The sequence below is a fragment of the Halomonas garicola genome (genome assembly GCF_031935715.1).
In the GTDB taxonomy this organism is placed as follows: Bacteria; Pseudomonadota; Gammaproteobacteria; order Pseudomonadales; family Halomonadaceae; genus Vreelandella; species Vreelandella garicola.
Genome location: NZ_JASSZF010000004.1, coordinates 119831 through 137078, shown reverse-complemented (window position 1 = coordinate 137078; position 17248 = coordinate 119831). Strand labels below are relative to the sequence as shown.

18 protein-coding genes, 2 tRNA genes and 2 pseudogenes are annotated in these 17248 nt (G+C 63.9%); 5 read left to right on the top strand and 17 right to left on the bottom strand.

Annotated elements, in window-relative coordinates:
• Positions 1 to 105 (top strand): annotated as a pseudogene (locus RS027_RS03165) (IS5/IS1182 family transposase); the annotation flags it as partial.
• Between the two features lie 50 nt (positions 106 to 155).
• Here RS027_RS03165 and moaE read toward each other — a convergent pair.
• From moaE to RS027_RS03105, 12 genes are all read right to left on the bottom strand, one after another.
• Entirely contained in the window at positions 156 to 632 is a 477-nt protein-coding gene (gene moaE, locus RS027_RS03160) for a molybdopterin synthase catalytic subunit MoaE (RefSeq protein ID WP_311954001.1), read from the bottom strand.
• A 2-nt stretch (positions 633 to 634) separates the two neighbouring features.
• Positions 635 to 1438 (bottom strand): cyclic pyranopterin monophosphate synthase MoaC, encoded by an 804-nt coding sequence (gene moaC / locus RS027_RS03155; protein ID WP_311953998.1) that lies wholly within the window; start codon positions 1436 to 1438, stop codon positions 635 to 637.
• Positions 1429 to 2037: a molybdopterin-guanine dinucleotide biosynthesis protein B gene (mobB, locus tag RS027_RS03150; protein WP_311953995.1), complete on the bottom strand. Its 609-nt coding sequence runs from the start codon at positions 2035 to 2037 to the stop codon at positions 1429 to 1431. The genes moaC and mobB overlap by 10 nt, the downstream gene beginning before the upstream one ends.
• Positions 2038 to 2062: 25 nt before the next feature.
• A complete protein-coding gene (locus RS027_RS03145) occupies positions 2063 to 3292 on the bottom strand; it encodes a uracil-xanthine permease family protein (protein ID WP_311953992.1) in 1230 nt (409 codons plus the stop codon).
• 104 nt (positions 3293 to 3396) lie between these two features.
• Positions 3397 to 4026 (bottom strand): uracil phosphoribosyltransferase, encoded by a 630-nt coding sequence (gene upp, locus RS027_RS03140; protein WP_311953988.1) that lies wholly within the window; start codon positions 4024 to 4026, stop codon positions 3397 to 3399.
• Positions 4027 to 4074: 48 nt separating this feature from the next.
• The gene (gene ung / locus RS027_RS03135) at positions 4075 to 4779 is read right to left on the bottom strand and encodes a uracil-DNA glycosylase (protein WP_311953984.1); all 705 of its coding nucleotides are present in this window, start codon (positions 4777 to 4779) and stop codon (positions 4075 to 4077) included.
• 42 nt (positions 4780 to 4821) lie between these two features.
• A complete protein-coding gene (gene gpt, locus RS027_RS03130; RefSeq protein WP_311953980.1) occupies positions 4822 to 5301 on the bottom strand; it encodes a xanthine phosphoribosyltransferase in 480 nt (159 codons plus the stop codon).
• A gap of 6 nt (positions 5302 to 5307) precedes the next feature.
• Entirely contained in the window at positions 5308 to 5853 is a 546-nt protein-coding gene (locus RS027_RS03125) for an adenine phosphoribosyltransferase (RefSeq protein ID WP_311953976.1), read from the bottom strand.
• A 33-nt stretch (positions 5854 to 5886) separates the two neighbouring features.
• Complete coding sequence (locus RS027_RS03120; RefSeq protein ID WP_311953973.1) at positions 5887 to 7182, bottom strand: NCS2 family permease; 1296 nt, start codon at positions 7180 to 7182, stop codon at positions 5887 to 5889.
• 109 nt (positions 7183 to 7291) lie between these two features.
• Entirely contained in the window at positions 7292 to 7924 is a 633-nt protein-coding gene (locus tag RS027_RS03115) for a riboflavin synthase subunit alpha (RefSeq protein ID WP_311953968.1), read from the bottom strand.
• A 177-nt stretch (positions 7925 to 8101) separates the two neighbouring features.
• Entirely contained in the window at positions 8102 to 9634 is a 1533-nt protein-coding gene (locus tag RS027_RS03110; protein WP_311953962.1) for a hypothetical protein, read from the bottom strand.
• Positions 9631 to 9825 carry a hypothetical protein gene (locus RS027_RS03105; protein ID WP_311953959.1) on the bottom strand — a complete coding sequence of 65 codons (195 nt, stop codon included), beginning with the start codon at positions 9823 to 9825 and terminating at the stop codon, positions 9631 to 9633. Before RS027_RS03105 ends, RS027_RS03110 begins: the two co-directional genes overlap by 4 nt.
• 523 nt (positions 9826 to 10348) lie before the next feature.
• Here RS027_RS03105 and RS027_RS03100 point away from each other — a divergent pair.
• The 4 genes and pseudogenes from RS027_RS03100 to msrC all read left to right on the top strand — a co-directional run bounded on the left by RS027_RS03100 (position 10349) and on the right by msrC (position 13554).
• Entirely contained in the window at positions 10349 to 11392 is a 1044-nt protein-coding gene (locus tag RS027_RS03100) for a methionine ABC transporter ATP-binding protein (protein WP_311953955.1), read from the top strand.
• Positions 11373 to 12054 (top strand): annotated as a pseudogene (locus tag RS027_RS03095) (methionine ABC transporter permease). Before RS027_RS03100 ends, RS027_RS03095 begins: the two are co-directional and overlap by 20 nt.
• A 113-nt stretch (positions 12055 to 12167) precedes the next feature.
• Positions 12168 to 12953: a MetQ/NlpA family ABC transporter substrate-binding protein gene (locus tag RS027_RS03090; RefSeq protein ID WP_311953951.1), complete on the top strand. Its 786-nt coding sequence runs from the start codon at positions 12168 to 12170 to the stop codon at positions 12951 to 12953.
• Between the two features lie 91 nt (positions 12954 to 13044).
• Positions 13045 to 13554 carry a free L-methionine (R)-S-oxide reductase MsrC gene (gene msrC, locus RS027_RS03085; RefSeq protein WP_311953948.1) on the top strand — a complete coding sequence of 170 codons (510 nt, stop codon included), beginning with the start codon at positions 13045 to 13047 and terminating at the stop codon, positions 13552 to 13554.
• A gap of 95 nt (positions 13555 to 13649) precedes the next feature.
• Here the strand turns inward: msrC and RS027_RS03080 are convergent.
• The 5 genes from RS027_RS03080 to RS027_RS03060 all read right to left on the bottom strand — a co-directional run bounded on the left by RS027_RS03080 (position 13650) and on the right by RS027_RS03060 (position 17227).
• Positions 13650 to 13726, bottom strand: a tRNA-Val gene (locus RS027_RS03080).
• Positions 13727 to 13761: 35 nt separating this feature from the next.
• Positions 13762 to 13838: transfer RNA gene (locus RS027_RS03075), tRNA-Val, on the bottom strand.
• Positions 13839 to 13953: 115 nt separating this feature from the next.
• Positions 13954 to 15345, bottom strand: a complete 1392-nt coding sequence (locus tag RS027_RS03070) for a class II fumarate hydratase (RefSeq protein WP_311953944.1) — start codon at positions 15343 to 15345, stop codon at positions 13954 to 13956.
• 62 nt (positions 15346 to 15407) lie between these two features.
• On the bottom strand, positions 15408 to 16112 hold the full coding sequence (gene hda / locus RS027_RS03065) for a DnaA regulatory inactivator Hda (RefSeq protein WP_311953942.1): 705 nt from the start codon (positions 16110 to 16112) through the stop codon (positions 15408 to 15410).
• Positions 16109 to 17227 (bottom strand): AI-2E family transporter, encoded by a 1119-nt coding sequence (locus RS027_RS03060; protein WP_311953939.1) that lies wholly within the window; start codon positions 17225 to 17227, stop codon positions 16109 to 16111. The genes hda and RS027_RS03060 overlap by 4 nt, the downstream gene beginning before the upstream one ends.
• Between the last annotated feature and the right edge of the window lie 21 nt (positions 17228 to 17248).

The window sequence follows — 17248 nt, the reverse complement described above, 5'->3', positions numbered from 1 at the left end:
CGATTGAAACCGTATCGCGCCATTGCGACGCGCTACGATAAGCTCAAACGAAATTACGAAAGCATGGTGGCCTTGGCATGCGGCTTTTTATGGCTACCAATGTGAAACGTCAACAGGCCCTAGTCCTGATGACTAAGCCCTGGCTATGGTAAACCCTAGCCGCCGGCGCCCCAGCGGTCGGCATCGGCGTAGTCGGAGTCCCGCTCGCTTACCCAGTAGTCGCCGTCGCGGGCATGCTCTTTTTTCCAGAACGGCGCCCGGGTCTTGAGGAAATCCATGATGAAGTCGCAGGCCTCGAAGGCGTCCCGGCGGTGGGCGCTTGCCGTACTCACGCGCACGATGCCGTCGCCCGGCGCCATATAGCCCACCCGATGGACGATACGCACGGCCTGGAGCGACCAGCGCTCCCAGGCCTGGCGGCCGATGTCTTCCAGCGTGCGTTCGGTCATGCCCGGGTAGTGCTCAAGAGTCAGGCCGGTGACGTCCGGCGACTCGTTGAAATCCCGCACCAGGCCGGTAAAGCTCACCACGGCGCCGATATCCTTGCGCCCCCGGCAGATCTCGCGGCTCTCGTCCGAGGCGCCAAAGGGCTCGCGCTGGACGCTTACGCGAATGTCTTTGCCAACGCCCATGCCTAGCCTCCCGTCACGGGCGGAAAAAACGCCACTTCGTCTTCGTCGGTAATGCGCGCGCTGTCGTTGGCCATAACCTGGTTGATGGCGCACAGCACGCGACGTTCGCTCAGCGCGTCAAACGCCGAGTCCTGGGCAGCAAGTGCGGCCTTGAGGCCGGCCACGTCGCAGTTTTCCAGCTGGTCCAGTTCGACCAGGGCTTCGCTTTCGCCCACGCGCTCGCGGAGCTCGGCGAGAAACTTCACCCGCACCGCCGGGGCCTCGCTGCGCACGCCAAGCGATATCTCTCGGGCGGCGCTGTCGCCGGTGACAATGGGGTCCTCCACGTCGCCCCCCGGGCGCTGATAGTCGCCGCTCTTGCCGCCGCTTTTCTGCTCCAGCTGCACCGCCTCGATGTGCATGCCCTTGTCCACCGCCTTGCACATGTCATAAAGCGTCAGGCAGGCCACCGATACCGCCGTCAGCGCTTCCATTTCCACGCCGGTGCGGCCTGTCAGCCGGCAGCGCGCCTCGACGTTGACGCAGCTGCGGGCGGTATCCAGCTCAAACGATAGCTCCACCTTGGTCAGCGCCAGGGCATGGCACAGCGGGATCAACTCGTGGGTGCGCTTGGCCGCCTGAATCCCGGCGATGCGCGCCGTGGCAATCACGTCGCCCTTGGGCAGCGCGCCGTCGGCGAGCAGCGCCAGGGTTTCGGGCTCCATCACGATCCGCCCGGAAGCGACGGCTTCCCGGCGGCTTTCCTCCTTGTCGCCCACGTCCACCATGCTGGCTTCGCCGCGGGCGTTAAGATGCGTCAAATGCATGTTGTGTCACCTTTACTGTTGCTCTGCTCCACTGTCGGCTCGACGGCCGGCTGCCCGGCCACCCACTGCGCTATCCAGCGGGCCACCGCCGGCACGTCGTCAAGGTCAAGCCGGTCAACATCCGGGGCCGGGCCGTGCTGCTCAAGCGCGGCGCGCTCATCGCGCTTGCAGGCAACGGCGCGCACCCAGGGGTCCCGAAAGATCGCCGGATCGCCCACGCCGTCGCGATAAAGTACCAACTTCGGCAGCGGCCAGGCCTTGAAGCCTTCGGCAATGACGAGATCCGGCGCGTGGGGCACCATCAGCTCGACCAGCCGCTCAAGATCCGGCTCGTTCTGCCCGGGGGTTTCCTGCATCAGCGCGAAGCGCTCCCGGGACGCTACCAGCATGGGCGCGGCGCCGGCGCTGCGCAGCCGGTAGCTGTCCTTGCCGGGTTTATCGACGTCAAAGGCGTGGTGGGCGTGCTTGATGACCCCCACGTTCAGGCCGCGCTCGCCGAGTAGCGGCAGCAGCTGCTCAAGCAGCGTGGTTTTGCCCGTGCCGCTCCACGCAGACACGGCAAGCACCGGGAACGGCGCATCAAAGTCGGATGCCGACATGCTGTCTCCTGATCAAAACCTGCGGCTATTCATCATCATTGGCGCGGGGCAGCACCCAGTTAAGCACAATCCCCACCACGGCGGCCAGGCTCACCCCCTGGAGGGTAAACTGGCCGTTGCCGAACTGCATGCCGCCAATGCCAAACACCAAAATCAGCGACGCCACGACAAGGTTGCGCGGCGCGGTGAGCGCCTGGCCGGCGCGCACCAGGGTGTTCATCCCCACCACGGCGATGGAGCCGAACAGAAGCGTCATGATCCCGCCCATGACCGGGCCGGGGATGGTCTGCAAAAACGCCCCGAGCTTGGCGACAAAGGCCAGAATGATAGCGGTCACGGCGGCTACGATCATGTATTTGGGGTTGAATGCCCGGGTCAGCGTCACCGCGCCGGTGACCTCGGAATAGGTAGTATTGGGCGGCCCGCCGAACAGCGCCGCGGCCATGGTCGCCAGGCCGTCGCCGAGCAGGGTGCGGTGCAGGCCGGGCTTCTCCAGGTAGTTTTGCCGCGTTACCGAGCCGATCGCCACCATGTCGCCGATATGCTCCACCGCCGGGGCAATGGCCACCGGCACCATGAACAGCATCGCCGCCCAATGAAACGTCGGCAGAGTGAAGGCCGGAAGCGCAACCCAGGCGCTCTCACGTATCGGGGTAAAGTCTACCGCGCCCATCAATAGCGCCAGCGCGTAGCCGGTGGCAATGCCGCCCATGATCGGCACCAGGCGCAAAAGCCCCCGGCCGAACACCGCCAGTATCAGCGTCACCAGCAAGCTCGCCATGGACAGCGTGATAGCTTGGCCGTAGCCGATATGGTCGCTGGTTTCTCCGGTGGCCATTTCCACCGCCACCGGCGCCAGCGCCAGGCCGATGACCATGATGATCGGCCCCACCACGATGGGCGGCAGCAGCCGGTGCAGCCAGGCGGTGCCCTTGACGCGCACCGCCTGGGATACGGCGACGTAGGCCATCCCCGCCGCCATGAGCCCGCCGAGGGTAGCAGGAATACCGAAGCTTGCTACCGAGCCCTGAATGGGGGCGATGAAGGCAAAGGACGAGGCCAGAAACACCGGTACGCTATTGCGCGTCACGGCGTGGAAGATCAGCGTGCCGACGCCTGCGGTAAACAGCGCCACGCTTGGCGAAAGGCCGGTGAGCAGCGGCACCAGCACCAGCGAACCGAAGGCGACGAACAGCATCTGCGCGCCGGTAAGCAGCAGTCGGGGCCAGGACTCGGCCGGGGCGGGGTGACTCACTGGACGACATCTCCTCTGGTGCTCGGCACGAACCTGTGCCGCGCGGGTGACAAAAAAATGCCCCCGGCGCCGGAGCGCAAGGGGCAGGTAACGGCGGGCACGGCCTAGCGCGTCCCGAAAATCTTGTCGCCGGCATCGCCAAGGCCGGGCACGATGTAGCCGTTCTCGTCCAGCCGCTCGTCTATCGCAGCGGTATAGATGTCGACGTCGGGGTAGGCTTCTTCCACCCGGGCGATGCCCTCGGGCGCCGCCACCAGCACGATCACCTTCATCCGACGGCAGCCGCGCCGGTGCAGCATGTCCAAGGTGGCTACCATGGAGCCGCCGGTGGCGAGCATGGGATCAATCACCACCGCCAGACGCGCTTCGATATCGTTGGCCAGCTTGTCAAAGTACGGCACCGGCTCCAGGGTTTCCTCATTGCGGTAAAGCCCCACCACGCTGATGCGCGCGCTGGGGAGTAAATCGGTCACTCCCTCGAGCATCCCCAGCCCGGCGCGCAGAATCGGCACCACAGTGACCTTCTTGCCCTTGAGCCGCCGAGTGGCGATGGGTTCGCCGTTCCAGCCGCGGATCTCGTGGTCTTCCAGCACCAGCCCCTGGGTGGCTTCGTAGGTCAGCAGCTTGGCGACCTCGCCGGCCAGCTCGCGAAAGCTCTTGGTGCTGAGATCGGCTTCGCGCAGCAGGCCGAGCTTGTGCTGCACCAGCGGATGGTTAATGGCGTGAACACTCATGAGGGTTCCTCGTTTTGGGGGCGGCATCGGCTGAAATTGCGCGGCATTCTACGCCTGTCCCCCGTCGTGTGAAACCTTTTCCGGCAGCTGCCACGCGATGGGCTCGCGCCCCTGCTCGGCCAGAAAGGCGTTGGCCCGGGAAAAATGCCGGGTGCCGAAAAACCCGCGGTGCGCCGACAGCGGCGACGGATGCGGCGCTTCCAGCACCCGATGGCGCGACTGATCGATCAGCGCTTTTTTCTGCCGGGCGTGGCCGCCCCAGAGCAGAAACACGCAGGGCGGCGCCCGGGCGCTGACGGTCTCGATGGCGCGGTCGGTAAAGGTTTCCCAGCCCTTGCCCCGATGCGCCGCCGCGCGACCCTGCTCCACGGTAAGCGCGGTGTTGAGCAGCAGCACGCCCTGTCGCGCCCAGGGCTCCAGAAAGCCGTGCTGGACCGGGGTAAAGCCCACGTCGCTGGCAAGCTCCTTATAGACGTTGTTAAGCGACGGCGGCACCTTCACACCGGGCTGCACCGAAAAGCACAGCCCGTGGGCCTGGCCCGGGCCGTGGTACGGATCCTGGCCGAGGATTACGATCTTCACCGCCGACAGCGGCGTCAGTTCGAAGGCGCGAAACCACTGGCTGGAATGCGGATAAATGATCTTTTTCGCCGCTTTTTCCTCGGCGAGAAAGCGCCTCAGCGCCTGCATGTAGTCGGCCTGGAACTCATCGCCCAGCCAGCGATTCCATTCTTCGGGTAGCGGGTTTGCCATGCTCACTCCGAAACCTCTCGACAGGTAGCTTTTGCCTGGGGCTTACTTTTTGATCTGGTCGGCCAGCGGCTCGACGTAAGCGACACCCATATCCCAAGGGAACTGAATCCAGCAGTTCTGGCCCACTTCGGTCAGGTACTGATCCACCAGCGGGCGGCCTTCGGGCTTGGCGTAAACGGTGACAAAGTGCGCCCTGGGCAGCATGTCGCGTACCGCCCGGGCGGTTTTGCCGGTATCCACCAGGTCGTCCACCAAAAGCCAGCCTTCGCCGTCGTGATCCACTCCCTTGAGCACCTCGAGGCCGCCCTGGTCCTGGCGCTCATAGCTTTTGATGCACACCGTATCGATCAGGCGCACGTTCAGCTCCCGGGCGATCAGCGCCGCCGGTATCAGCCCGCCCCGGGTGATGGCGATAATGCCTTGGAAATCCCGCTCGACCAGCTCGCGGCTCAGCTGGCGCACGTCGCGGTGCAGCTGGTCCCAGGATACGGTGAAGTGCTGCTGGTAGCGTTCGCTGCTCATGGGGCGTTACTCGTCTTCGGTGAAGGAACAAACCGCGAATACGCCATAGCCGGCATCGCGAATTTTCTGTGACCCGCCAAGCTCGGGCAGATCAATGATAGTCGACGTCTCGACCACGCGGCCACCGCTGCGCTGGATCAGATTAGCTGCCGCCAGCATGGTGCCGCCGGTGGCAATCAGATCATCAACCAGCAGGATGCGGTCACCCTGCTTGAAGGCGTCGGCGTGGAGTTCTACCTCGGATTCGCCGTACTCCAGCTTGTAGGTTTCGCTGATGGTCTTGAACGGCAGCTTGCCCTTCTTGCGCACCGGCACAAAGCTGCACCCCAGCTCGTAGGCCAGCGGCGCGCCGACGATAAAGCCCCGGGCGTCAATGGAGGCAATGGCGTCCAGCTGCATTTCCCGGTAGCGGTGGACAAAGCTTTCGATCAGTTTGCGAAACGCCGCGCTGTTCTGAAAAAGCGGCGTGATATCGCGGAAGTTGACGCCCTCCTCCGGCCAGTCCGGCACCGTGCGAATCACCGACTTGATATAGTCGCCGTAGATACTCATCGCGTCTCTCATGGGCTGATGGATGATTAGGAATTACAAATACACGAACTTGCCGACGAACAGCAGCGCCAGGATGACGATGGCCGGATTCAGCTCGCGAAAGCGCCCGGACAGCAGCTTGATCGCCACGTAGCTGATAAACCCGAGCGCAATGCCCTCGGCAATGGAATAGGTCAGCGGCATGCCGATGGCCGCCAGCAATACCGGCGCCGCCTCGGTGGGGTCTTCCCAGTTGGCGTGGGCCAGGCTTCCGGCCATCAGCACGGCAACGTAAAGCAGCGCGCCGGCGGTGGCGTAAGCGGGGATCGACCCTGCCAGCGGGGCAAAGAACAGGCTGATCAGAAACATGCCGGCGACCACCACGGCGGTAAGCCCGGTGCGCCCGCCCGAGGCAATGCCCGCGGTGGATTCGATGTAGCTGGTGGTTGTGGAAGTGCCCAGCACCGCGCCGGCCATGGAGGCGCTGCTGTCGGCGACCATGGCACGCCCGAGCCGCGGCAGCTTGCCGTCGTCATCCAGCAGGTTGCCGCGGTGGGCCACGCCCACCAGGGTGCCCGAGGTGTCGAACAGGTCCACGAACAGAAAGGCGAACACCACGCTGATCATGGCCACGTCAAAGGCCCCGGCCAGGTCCATCTGCATAAACGTCGGCGCAATGGACGGCGGCATGGAGACGAGGCCGCCGTATTCGTTATGCCCCAAAAGGGTCGCGATCAGAGTGACGCCCAGAATGCCGATCAGCACCGCGCCGGTCACACGCAGATACGCCAGCGCGGTAATCACAAAAAATCCCGCCAGGGCATAGATAGCGGCGGGTTCGGTCAAATCGCCCAGGGCCACGAAGGTGGCCGGGTTGGCGACCACGATACCGGCGTTTTTCAGCGCGATCATCGCCAGAAACAGCCCAATGCCGGCGGCGATACCCAGCCGCAGCGTGAGCGGAATGGAGTTGATGATCCATTCGCGCACGCGCAGGATGCCGAGCAGAAAAAAGCACAGCCCCGAGAAGAACACCGCACCCAGCGCCGCCTCCCAGGTATAGCCCATGCCCAGCACCACGGTGTAGGTGAAAAAGGCGTTGAGCCCCATTCCCGGCGCCTGGGCGATGGGGTAGTTGGCCCAGATGCCCATGATCAGACAGCCAATGGCCGCCGCCAGGCAGGTGGCGACGAAAACCGCGCCGTAGTCCATCCCCGCTTCCGAGAGAATGCTCGGGTTGACGAAGATGATATAGGCCATGGTGAGGAAGGTGGTGACCCCGGCGATGACCTCGGTTTTTATATCGGTGCCGTGCTCGGCAAGCTTGAAGTGGCTATCAAGAATTTTCATGGGCTTTTTTTATCCTTTGCGCCGGCAGAGGCCTCGGCAGGGCAAGAAAAGCCGCCTATCTTACCCAAAGGCGCGCGGCGATGCGAGCGCCGCCCCTGCCGCCGGCGCCTCAATTCGCCGCCTGCCGGCTGCGCAAAAAGCGCTCCGCGGTTTCCACAATGGCCTGGGTTTGCGGGTCGATCTCGAGGTTGACGCCGTCCCCCGGCGTGCGGTCGCCAAGGGTGGTGCGCGCCAGGGTTTCGGGGATCAGGTCAACGCAAAACGACGCCGGCCCGTCCGCCGGGCGGCGCACCTCCCCCACCGTCAGGCTGATGCCGTCAATGCCGATATAGCCCTTGTCGAACACAAAGCGCACGCAGTTATCCGGCAGCGCAAACCACAGCCGGCGATTATCCGGCGCCTCTTCAATGGAAAGCACCTCGGCGACGCTCATGACGTGGCCGGACATGGCATGCCCGCCGATCTCGTCGCCAAAGCGCGCCGCCCGCTCGATGTTGACGCGGCCGCCCACGACCACCTCACCCAGGTTGGTCACCCGCAGGGTTTCGCGCATCAGGTCGAAATGCACATGATCGCCGTCTATCGCGGTCACCGTCAGGCACACGCCGTTGTGCGCCACCGACGCCCCGGTTTCAAGCCCCTGGCGCAGCGCCTCGGGCATGGCCACCACGTGGGTACGAAACGCCTCGCGTTCGCGCACCTCCACCACTTCTGCCGTGCCCTGCACGATACCGGTAAACATGGTTATCTCCTTTTGGCGTCCACAGTCCGACTCACGGGCCGGGCGGGGTATTGTGCCATTAGCGCCCGGCGTCGTGCAGGCGAAACGGCGCAAAAAAGGGTGGCCGTTTGCTTGCGGCCACCCTTCGCCAGCTTTGCTTATGCGGCGTTGCCAGTCATTGCTGGCTGCCAGCCATTGCTAGTAGTAGTTGTCGTACGGCGCGATGTTCCACACGCGCTCCCGGGTTTTCTCGTCGTCAACCGGGACAGAGAGCTCCTCCAGCACCCGGCGGGCCACCGCTAGCTCTTTTTCGGCTTCCCCCTTGTCCTGGTACATGAACTCGTCCGACGAGGCCTCGGGCGCGCTGGCGACCTTTTCTTCCAGGTTGTCGACCACCATCTGCTGGTGCTTGCGCATGTAGGCCTTGGTTTCATCCACCCAGGCCGGCTGAACGGCGCGGTTGATATCGGCGCTTTGGGTGTAGGTGTCGTAGGTTTGCCGATAGACCAGATCGCCGTTGGTGCGAACGTCGGTGATGGCCGCGTCCAGGTCATCGTTGGTCAGATCGTCCGGGTTAAGCGGCGTTTCCCGCTTGGGGCCGCCAATGCCTCTGTGGGTCAGATAGAACGGGAACATGCTCTTGATGAGCTTGCCCACGGGCAGCACCGTATTGCCGTCCGCGTCGCGCCCTTTGGGCTGAACGCCCTGGATCGCCACATGGGACGATTCCGGGCGCACGATTTCCTTGGGCGGCAGGATCCCGTGACGCAGTATTTCCCGGACGCTGGTGCCGGAAATCCCCACCCTGACGCTTTCATCGTGGGGGCACGACTGGTCCGTAGCGACGGTGTTGCAGCGCACGCAGAAAAAGGCCTCGTGGAAGGTGCGGATATCGATGCCGATTTCCTCGGGGGTGTACTGGTCAAAAATGCTCTGACTGGCGTCCTTGTCGTAATAGTCGCCGACGCCGGCGTAGTCACGGCCGACGATCTTGTGCGTGCAGCCGAAGTTTTTCAGGATCAGCGCGTGAAGTATCGCCTCCTGAGGGCCGGCAAAGACATAGGTCACGCGCAGCGGGCAGAGGATGGTTCTGTCCTTGGGGTAATACTGCTCAAGCACCCCGCGGTACGCCAGCATGCGGTATTCGTGGCGCGTGTATTCGCGCTTGGCCATCTCCACCAGCGGGCAGACCAGCAGGCCGTCCACCTCTTCCAGCAGGTTTTTGTGCATGTATTCGTGGCCGCGGTGCATGGGGTTGGCCCCGGTCACAAAGCCGGCCACCGTCTTGAACCCCTTTTCCACGTAAAAGAGCTGCCAGGCATCCTTGGGCTCCATCCGGATCTGCTCGAACGGCCCCCAGTCCGGCCGGTTCAGCAGGGTGATCTTGCCGCCGAGCGCCTTGTCGCCCATGCGCCGATAAATCGCGTCTACCCCGGGGTGTTTACGGTCCGTGGTGCCAAAGACGTGCTGCGCCCGGTGGTCCCTGTCGTAGGAGAAAATGTCTTCCGCGTTGAGGATCGCCACGGGCTCCTGGTTGACGTCGATCAGCACGACGTCATCGCCCTTGGAAAGCGAATCCACCACCTCCGTATTCTGCTTGCCGGTGGGCGCAAAGCTCAGCGGAATCGGCCAGACCAGGCCGTTTTTCAGACGCCCCGTCTCCAGGGTGGACAGATAATCCTCTTCGACCATCAGGCCCTCGTTGGGCGACATGACGCCGGTGGCAATCATTTCCAGCGTAATCGCGGCTCGGTGTCGACCATGATACGGGGCAGGGTCTTGGCCCTTGCAAGCTCTCTTTCGCGCTCCTCCCCCCTGGCTACCCGGTCAACCAGCTTGCCGCCATGGGGCTGCTGCGGGAACCCGGCCAGGGTCTTCTCATCCAGCACCACGTTCTCTGAAACCGAGCTTTTCTTGTTCATTTAACTGCCTTCTCCTTAGCGCTTAAGCGTGCTGCCCGCTTGAAAAAATCAGCCAACCCCCTAACCGGCGGCTGATCCGTCAAGCCAATATGAATAGGTCGTGCTCATAACCCCGCGCCTCGCAACGCAGGATCGAATGGCTTTCGTGAGAAATACTCAAGCACCTCCGAGAGCTACCAATGACGGCGAAGCTTGTCAATTTTGCCGCTCGATTCGCGACAAAAGGCGTAGACAAGGGGCTCGGCGAGTTTGACAGCTTCAGGGCAAGCTCCCTAAAATAGCCGCCGCTATAAAGACATTGTCACCAGACGCCGATTTGTTCCCGGATTGCGGGCGTCCACCGGTCCTGTTGCCGGTGAAGTGCAGCTAAAAGGGTGTGCCCCCGCGTTGATGGCCACCCCTCAGGGTGGCCTTTTTCGTTTCCCGCCCTACGCCTGCCCGTCGCCGCCGTCCGCTCCTTCGGCTTCACCCGATTTTTGCCGGTGCGCGGTTCCCGCGCGCCGGTCTCGATAAAGCAGACGTCATGATAGAACTTGAAAACGTCAGTAAAACCTACGGCAACGGCGACGGGGCCGTACACGCCCTGCGCGAAGTGGATCTGCACATCCCCCGGGGCAGCATTCACGGCGTGATCGGCCTTTCCGGGGCGGGGAAATCCACGCTGATCCGCTGCGTCAATCTGCTCGAGCGCCCCACCGGCGGCCGCGTGACGGTCAACGGCGAGGACATCACGCGCCTTTCCGGCCAGGCCCTTAACCGCGCGCGCCACCGCATCGGCATGATTTTCCAGCACTTCAACCTGCTGACCACGCGCACGGTGTTTGCCAACGTCGCCCTGCCGCTGGAGCTCATGGGCTACCGGCGCGCAAGCATCGAGCACCGGGTGGCGCCGCTTTTAAAGCTTGTTGGGCTTGCCGGCAAGGCTAAGCAGTTTCCCGCCCAGCTGTCCGGCGGCCAGAAGCAGCGCGTGGCCATTGCCCGGGCGCTGGCAAGCGAGCCCGCGGTGCTTTTGTGCGACGAGGCCACCTCGGCGCTGGACCCGCAAACCACCGGCTCGATTCTGGAGCTGCTGCGCGAGATCAACCGCGACCTGGGCATTACCATCCTGCTGATCACCCACGAAATGGAAGTAGTGAAGTCCATCTGCCACCGCGTGGGCCTGATATCTGACGGCCGGCTGGTGGAGGACGCCGAGGTCGGCGACTTCTTCACCGCGCCCAAAACGCAGCTGGGCCGCGAGTTTCTCAACGACTTCCTGCAGCTTGAGCCGCCCCGGGGGCTGATCAGCCGGCTGGAAGACTCCCCCGACGCGGGCACCCACCCCGTGGTGCGCCTCACGTTTTCCGGCGACGCCGTCTCCACCCCGCTGATCTCGCGGCTGGCCCGGGAGTGCGGCGTGGACGTCAGCATCCTGCAGGCCAAGGTCGAATCCATTCAGCAGCGCACCCTGGGGCTGATGATCGCCGAGCTGATGGGCACATCGGAGCAAACCGGCCAGGCCATGCGCTATCTGGAATCTCACGAACTGAAAGTGGAGGTGCTCGGGCATGTCCGGCGCGATGATTAATCTGATTTGGCAGGCCACCCTGGACACCCTTTACATGGTCGGCGTGTCCGGGCTGATCGCCACCCTCCTCGGCGTGCCCCTGGGCGTGCTGCTCTACGTAACCCGGCCGCGGCAGATTCTCGCCATGCCGGTAACGCACCAGGCGCTGAGCATTGTCACCAACGTCGGCCGCTCGATCCCGTTCATTATTCTGATGGTGGCCATCATCCCGTTTACGCGGATGCTGGTGGGCACCTCCATTGGCATCAACGCCGCCTCGGTGCCGCTGACCATCGCCGCGATTCCGTTTGTCGCCCGGCTGGTAGAGGGCGCGCTGAACGAGATTTCGCCCGGGCTGATCGAATCCGCCCAGGCCATGGGCGCCACCCCCTGGCAGATTGTGCGCAAGGTGCTGATTCCCGAAGCCCGAGGCGGCATCATCACCGGGCTCACCATTACGCTGGTCACGCTGGTGAGCTATTCGGCCATGGCCGGCGCCGTGGGCGGCGGCGGGCTTGGCCGGCGCCGTGGGCGGCGGCGGGCTTGGCGACCTGGGCATCCGCTACGGCTATAACCGCTTCAACCCCACCATCATGCTGATCACCGTGGTGATTCTGGTAGTCATGGTGCAGGGCTTTCAGAGCCTCGGTGACTATCTGGTGCGCAAAAGCGACCGCAAGTGAACCGACTCATAACCATAAAGCATTAGACTTATGTTTCTTATCACCGCAGTATTGACACCTTGTTTTATCGCCCCTAACCGCTAAACGCCCTCAACCCTGACCGGAGCCTGAACATGCAAAAACTCGTGATTGGTAGCCTTACCGCCCTAGCGCTGGGCATTGGCGCGGCCCACGCCGACACGCTGAAAATCGGCACCGTGGCCGGCCCGGAAACCGACGTCATGCAGGTCGCCGTGGACATCGCCGAAGACAAGCACGATCTCGACGTCGAAATTATCGAGTTCACCGACTACGTCACGCCCAACGCCGCACTTGCCGACGGCAGCCTGGACGCCAACGCCTTCCAGCACGAGCCCTACATGCAGTCCATGGTCAATGACCGCGGCTACGACTTCGCCGTGGCTGGCTACACCTTCGTCTACCCCATCGGCGCGTATTCGGAAAAGTATGACAGCATCGAAGCGCTGCCCGACGGCGCCCGGATCGCGCTGCCCAACGACCCGTCCAACGAAGGCCGATCGCTGATCCTGATGCACAACAAGGGCCTGATCGAGCTTAACGATCCGACCAACCTGGAAGCCACGCCCATCGACATCGCCGAGAACCCGCACGACTTCAACTTCCGCGAGATCGAAGCGGCCCAGCTGCCCCGGGTGCTGCCCGACGTCGACATGGCCTTCATCAACAACACCTTTGCCCAGCCCGCCGGCCTGAGCCTTGACGACGCGCTGATCAAGGAAGGCCCGGAATCGCCCTACGTTAACCTGATCGTGGTGCGCGGCGGCGATGAAGACCGCGAAGACATTCGCCATCTGGTCGACGCCTACCAGAGCGAAGCGGTCATGAAGAAAGCCGACGAGCTGTTCAAGGGCGCCGCTGTCCCCGGCTGGACCGAGTAAACGGCCGGGCGAGCTCCCGGCACTATCGCGCCATTTCCCTTTCCCAGGCCGGCCAGGTGCCGGCCTTTAGCGTTTCACAAGGCCAACCCCGATGACATTAGACGCCTCTGACTCCCTCGACCCGGACCTTGCTCCCCAGGACTATGCCCTGCTCAACCGCCAGCTCGCCGCCCTGCTGGATACCCGAGACTGGCTGACCAACGGCGCCCAGCTGTGCGCGTTTCTCTTCCAGCAGGTGCCCACGCTCAACTGGGCGGGGCTTTACCTGCAGCGGGAAAAAGAAACGCTGAGCCTGGGGCCGTTTCAAGGCAAGCCCGCCTGCCACCCGATTCCCTTCAGCCAGGGCGTATGCGGCGCGGCCGCCCGGACGCGGCAAACCCAGCGGATAGACGACGTCAACGCCCTTGATTCCCACATCGCCTGCGACGCCGACTCGCGCGCGGAGCTGGTGGTACCCATCGTCAGCGGCGAGCACCTCTGGGGCGTGCTCGATCTCGACAGCCCGGTAAAAGGCCGCTTTGGCGCCGACGATCAGGCGGGCATCGAGGCGCTGGTCGAAACCTTTATCGCCGCCACCGACCTGCCGGCTTTTGTGAACTGAGCTTTTTTTGAACGGAGCGTTCGCTTGGATCACGCATACAAAAACGCCCCGCAGGCTTTTATAAGAGCTCCTGCGGGGCGTTTTCAATACTGAACTGGTAGGACCAGGCGGATTTGAACCGCCGACCTCCACGATGTCAACGTGGCGCTCTAACCAACTGAGCTATGGTCCTGTAAATCGGGACTGGCGCTGTGGCCGGCTCGCGCTTGGTAGGACCAGGCGGATTTGAACCGCCGACCTCCACGATGTCAACGTGGCGCTCTAACCAACTGAGCTATGGTCCTGCCCTGCGCGCTATTGCCGAGCCTTGCTCAACCGCTGCGGCTGGCAACGGATGCGTATTTTACGGCTTCGCTGCTGAAATGCAAGCGTTTTGCACGCAGGCTTTGCCGCGCCGTATTATTCCGGCACGCCGCCTTCGGTCAGCTTCTTGGGATCGAGCAGGCGCTTGAGCGTCTCCCGGCCCAGGTCGGTCTCTTCTTCGGCAACGTCGATAATCGGCCGCCCGGCCTGGTAGGCCTTTTTTGCCACCTTCGCCGCGGCGTTATAGCCGATGACGCTGTTGAGCGCGGTCACCAGGATCGGGTTGCGCTCAAGCGGCGCCCGAAGGTTGTCTTCGCGGACCTTGAACGACGGTATCACCTGCTCGCCCAGAAGCTTGGCGGTGTTGGTCATCAGCGTGATGGACGTCAGCAGGTTGGTGGCCACCAGCGGCAGCATGACGTTGAGCTGGAAGTTGCCGCTCTGGCCGGCCACGGTCACCGCCGAGTCCAGGCCGATCACCTGGGCGGCCGCCTGGACGGCGGATTCCGGCAGCACCGGGTTGACCTTGCCCGGCATGATTGAGCTACCCGGCTGCACCGCCTCAAGCTCGATCTCGCCGAGCCCCGCCAGCGGCCCGGAGTTCATCCAGCGCAGGTCGTTGCCGATCTTCATGATCACGCAGGCAAGCCCCTTGAGCTGGCCGGAAAGTTCCACCGCCGCGTCCTGGGACGAGAGGCTGGCAAAGAAGCTGTCGTTGGGGCGAAACGCAAGGCCGGTCTGCTCGCTCAGGTGAATCGCCACGCGCTCGGCAAAGCCTTCCGGCGCGTTGATGCCGGTGCCAACCGCGGTGCCGCCCTGGGCCAGGCGCTGCACGCGGTTCATGGCGCTGTCGATACGCTCAATGGCCTGGTCCAGCTGGTTGACCCAGCCGCCCAGCTCCTGGCCCATGGTCAGCGGCATGGCGTCCATCAGGTGGGTGCGCCCGGTCTTGACCACGTGCTCAAGCTCCTCGGCGCGCGCCGCTACGCTCTGGCGCAGAGTGACCAGCGCCGGGCGCAGCGACTGCTCCACGGCAATCGCCGCGGAGACGTGGATCGCCGTGGGGACCACGTCGTTGCTCGACTGGCCCATGTTGACGTGGTCGTTGGGCCCGACCTCGAGATCATCGCTGCTGGCCAGGTGCGACAGCACTTCGTTGACGTTCATATTGCTCGACGTGCCCGACCCGGTCTGGTAGACGTCGATGGGGAACTGGTCGTCGTAACGGCCTTCGATCACCGCTTCGGCCGCCTGGCGGATGGCCCGGGCGCGGTCTTTATCCAGCAGCCCCAGCGCCTCGTTGGCGTGTGCGGCGGCCAGCTTGACCCGGGCAATGGCGTGGATGAAGGCCGGCGGCATGGCCTGCCCGGAGACCGGGAAGTTGTTGACCGCACGCTGGGTCTGGGCGCCGTAGAGCGCCGTTTCCGGCACCTCGAGCTCGCCCATGCTGTCGCGCTCGATACGGGTAGATGCAGAATGACGAGACATATCGACTCTCCTCAGGGTCGTTTACGATACCCCCTGGCAGGCAGCGATCCGGCGCGCCGGGGCTACCAGCCAAGGGCCTGTTTGACGAACGGAATAGTGAGCTTGCGCTTGGCCGAAAGCGACGCCCGGTCCAGGGTTTCCAGCGCGCGGCAAAGCTCGCTAAGCGCCCGCGGGCCGCGATGCATAATGTAGCGCGCGACGTCGTCGGGCAGCGCCATGCCGCGGACCTCGGCGCGTAGCTTGAGCGCCGCCAGCCGGCCGTCGTCGTCCAGCGGCTGGAGGTGGTAGGTCATGCCCCAGGTCAGCCGCGAGGCCAAATCCGGCAGCAGCACCGGGAGCTGGCGCGGCGCTGCGCTGGCCGCGATCACCAGCCGCTTGCCGGCGTCGCGCAGGCGGTTGAAGGCGTGAAACAGCCCTTCTTCCCAGCGCTTGCGCCCGATCACGCACTCCAGGTCATCGATGGCGACCAGGTCCAGCCGCTCGATGTCTTCGAGCATCAGCGGCGGAAAGTGGCCCAGATCCTCAAGCGGCAGGTACAGCGCCCGGGCGCCCTGATCCGATGCCTGATGGCAGGCCGCCTGGAGCAGATGGCTGCGCCCGGTGCCCGGCGCGCCCCACAGGTAGAGATAGGGCTCGCCGTCGGGCTCGGGCTGGCGGGTCAGCTGCTCGACCAGAGTGGCGTTGCGCGGGCCCGGGTAGTAGTTGTCGAAGGTGGCATCGTCGCGCAGCCCCACGCCCAGCGGCAGCTGTGCCGGCGGTCGGTTCATGACTCCTCTCCTTCGTCCCTTTCTGCCTTCTGCGATGCGCCGGGCAAGCGATCGTCGCCGGCCAGCCGAATGCGAACGTCGTATAAGGGACTGTTTTTATAACGTTCCAGCCCCTCGCGCAAGAGCACCATGACCACCGCCGCTGCGGGCAGCGCCAGCAGCACGCCGAGAAAGCCAAACAGCTTGCCCCCGGCGAGCACGGCAAAAATAACCGCCACCGGATGCAGGCCGATCTTGTCGCCCAGAAGCTTGGGCTGGAGCACCACGCTTTCAACGATCTGACCGATGCTGAACACGACCACCACGCCGGCAATCGCCCACAGCGTGCCGATCTGAAACACCGCCACGATCAGGGCGATGCTGATGCCCACGATAAAGCCCAGAAACGGCACGATGCTGGCAAGCCCGGCAATAAAGCCGATCACCAGCCCCACGTTCAGCCCCAGCAGGCTGAGCCCCAGCGCATAGATGGCGCCCAGGCACAGCATCACCAGCAGCTGGCCGCGCAAAAACGCCGCGAGCACGGCGTTGCAGCGCCGGCCCAGGCGGGTGACCTCGTCAACCCAGGGCCTGGGGATCAGCCCGCTGACGTTATCCATCAGCCGCTGCCAGTCCAGCAGCAGGTAGAACGTCACCACCGGTACCAGCGCCGTGTAGGTCACCCAGGATACCAGCGCCATGCCCGAGCGTCCCAGCTGGCCAAGCGCGCTTGCCAGGTAGCCGCCGGCATCGCGCCAGTTTTCGGCAAATACCTGCTTGATGTCCGCAAGATCAGCGCGCAGGTCGTAGCCGATCCATTCCTGCAGCCAGGGCGCCAGGGCGTCCTCGAGCCAGCCAACCATCGCCGGTATCGCATTGCCCAGCTGCTTGACCTGCTGCACCGCTGCGGGGATCAGGATAAAAAGGCTCAGCGTCAGCACGATCAGCATCACCAGAAACACGCTGCTCACCGCCAGGGTGCGGTTCATGCCCAGCCGCTCGAAGCGATGGGTCAGAGGATTCACCATGTAGGCCAGAATCAAACCGGCAATAAACGGCATCAATACGGCGTTGAGCAAATACACCAGCAGCACCGCCACAACGGCCACTAACAACCACCACCATGAATATCGCACTCGCGATCTCTCCTGACTGCA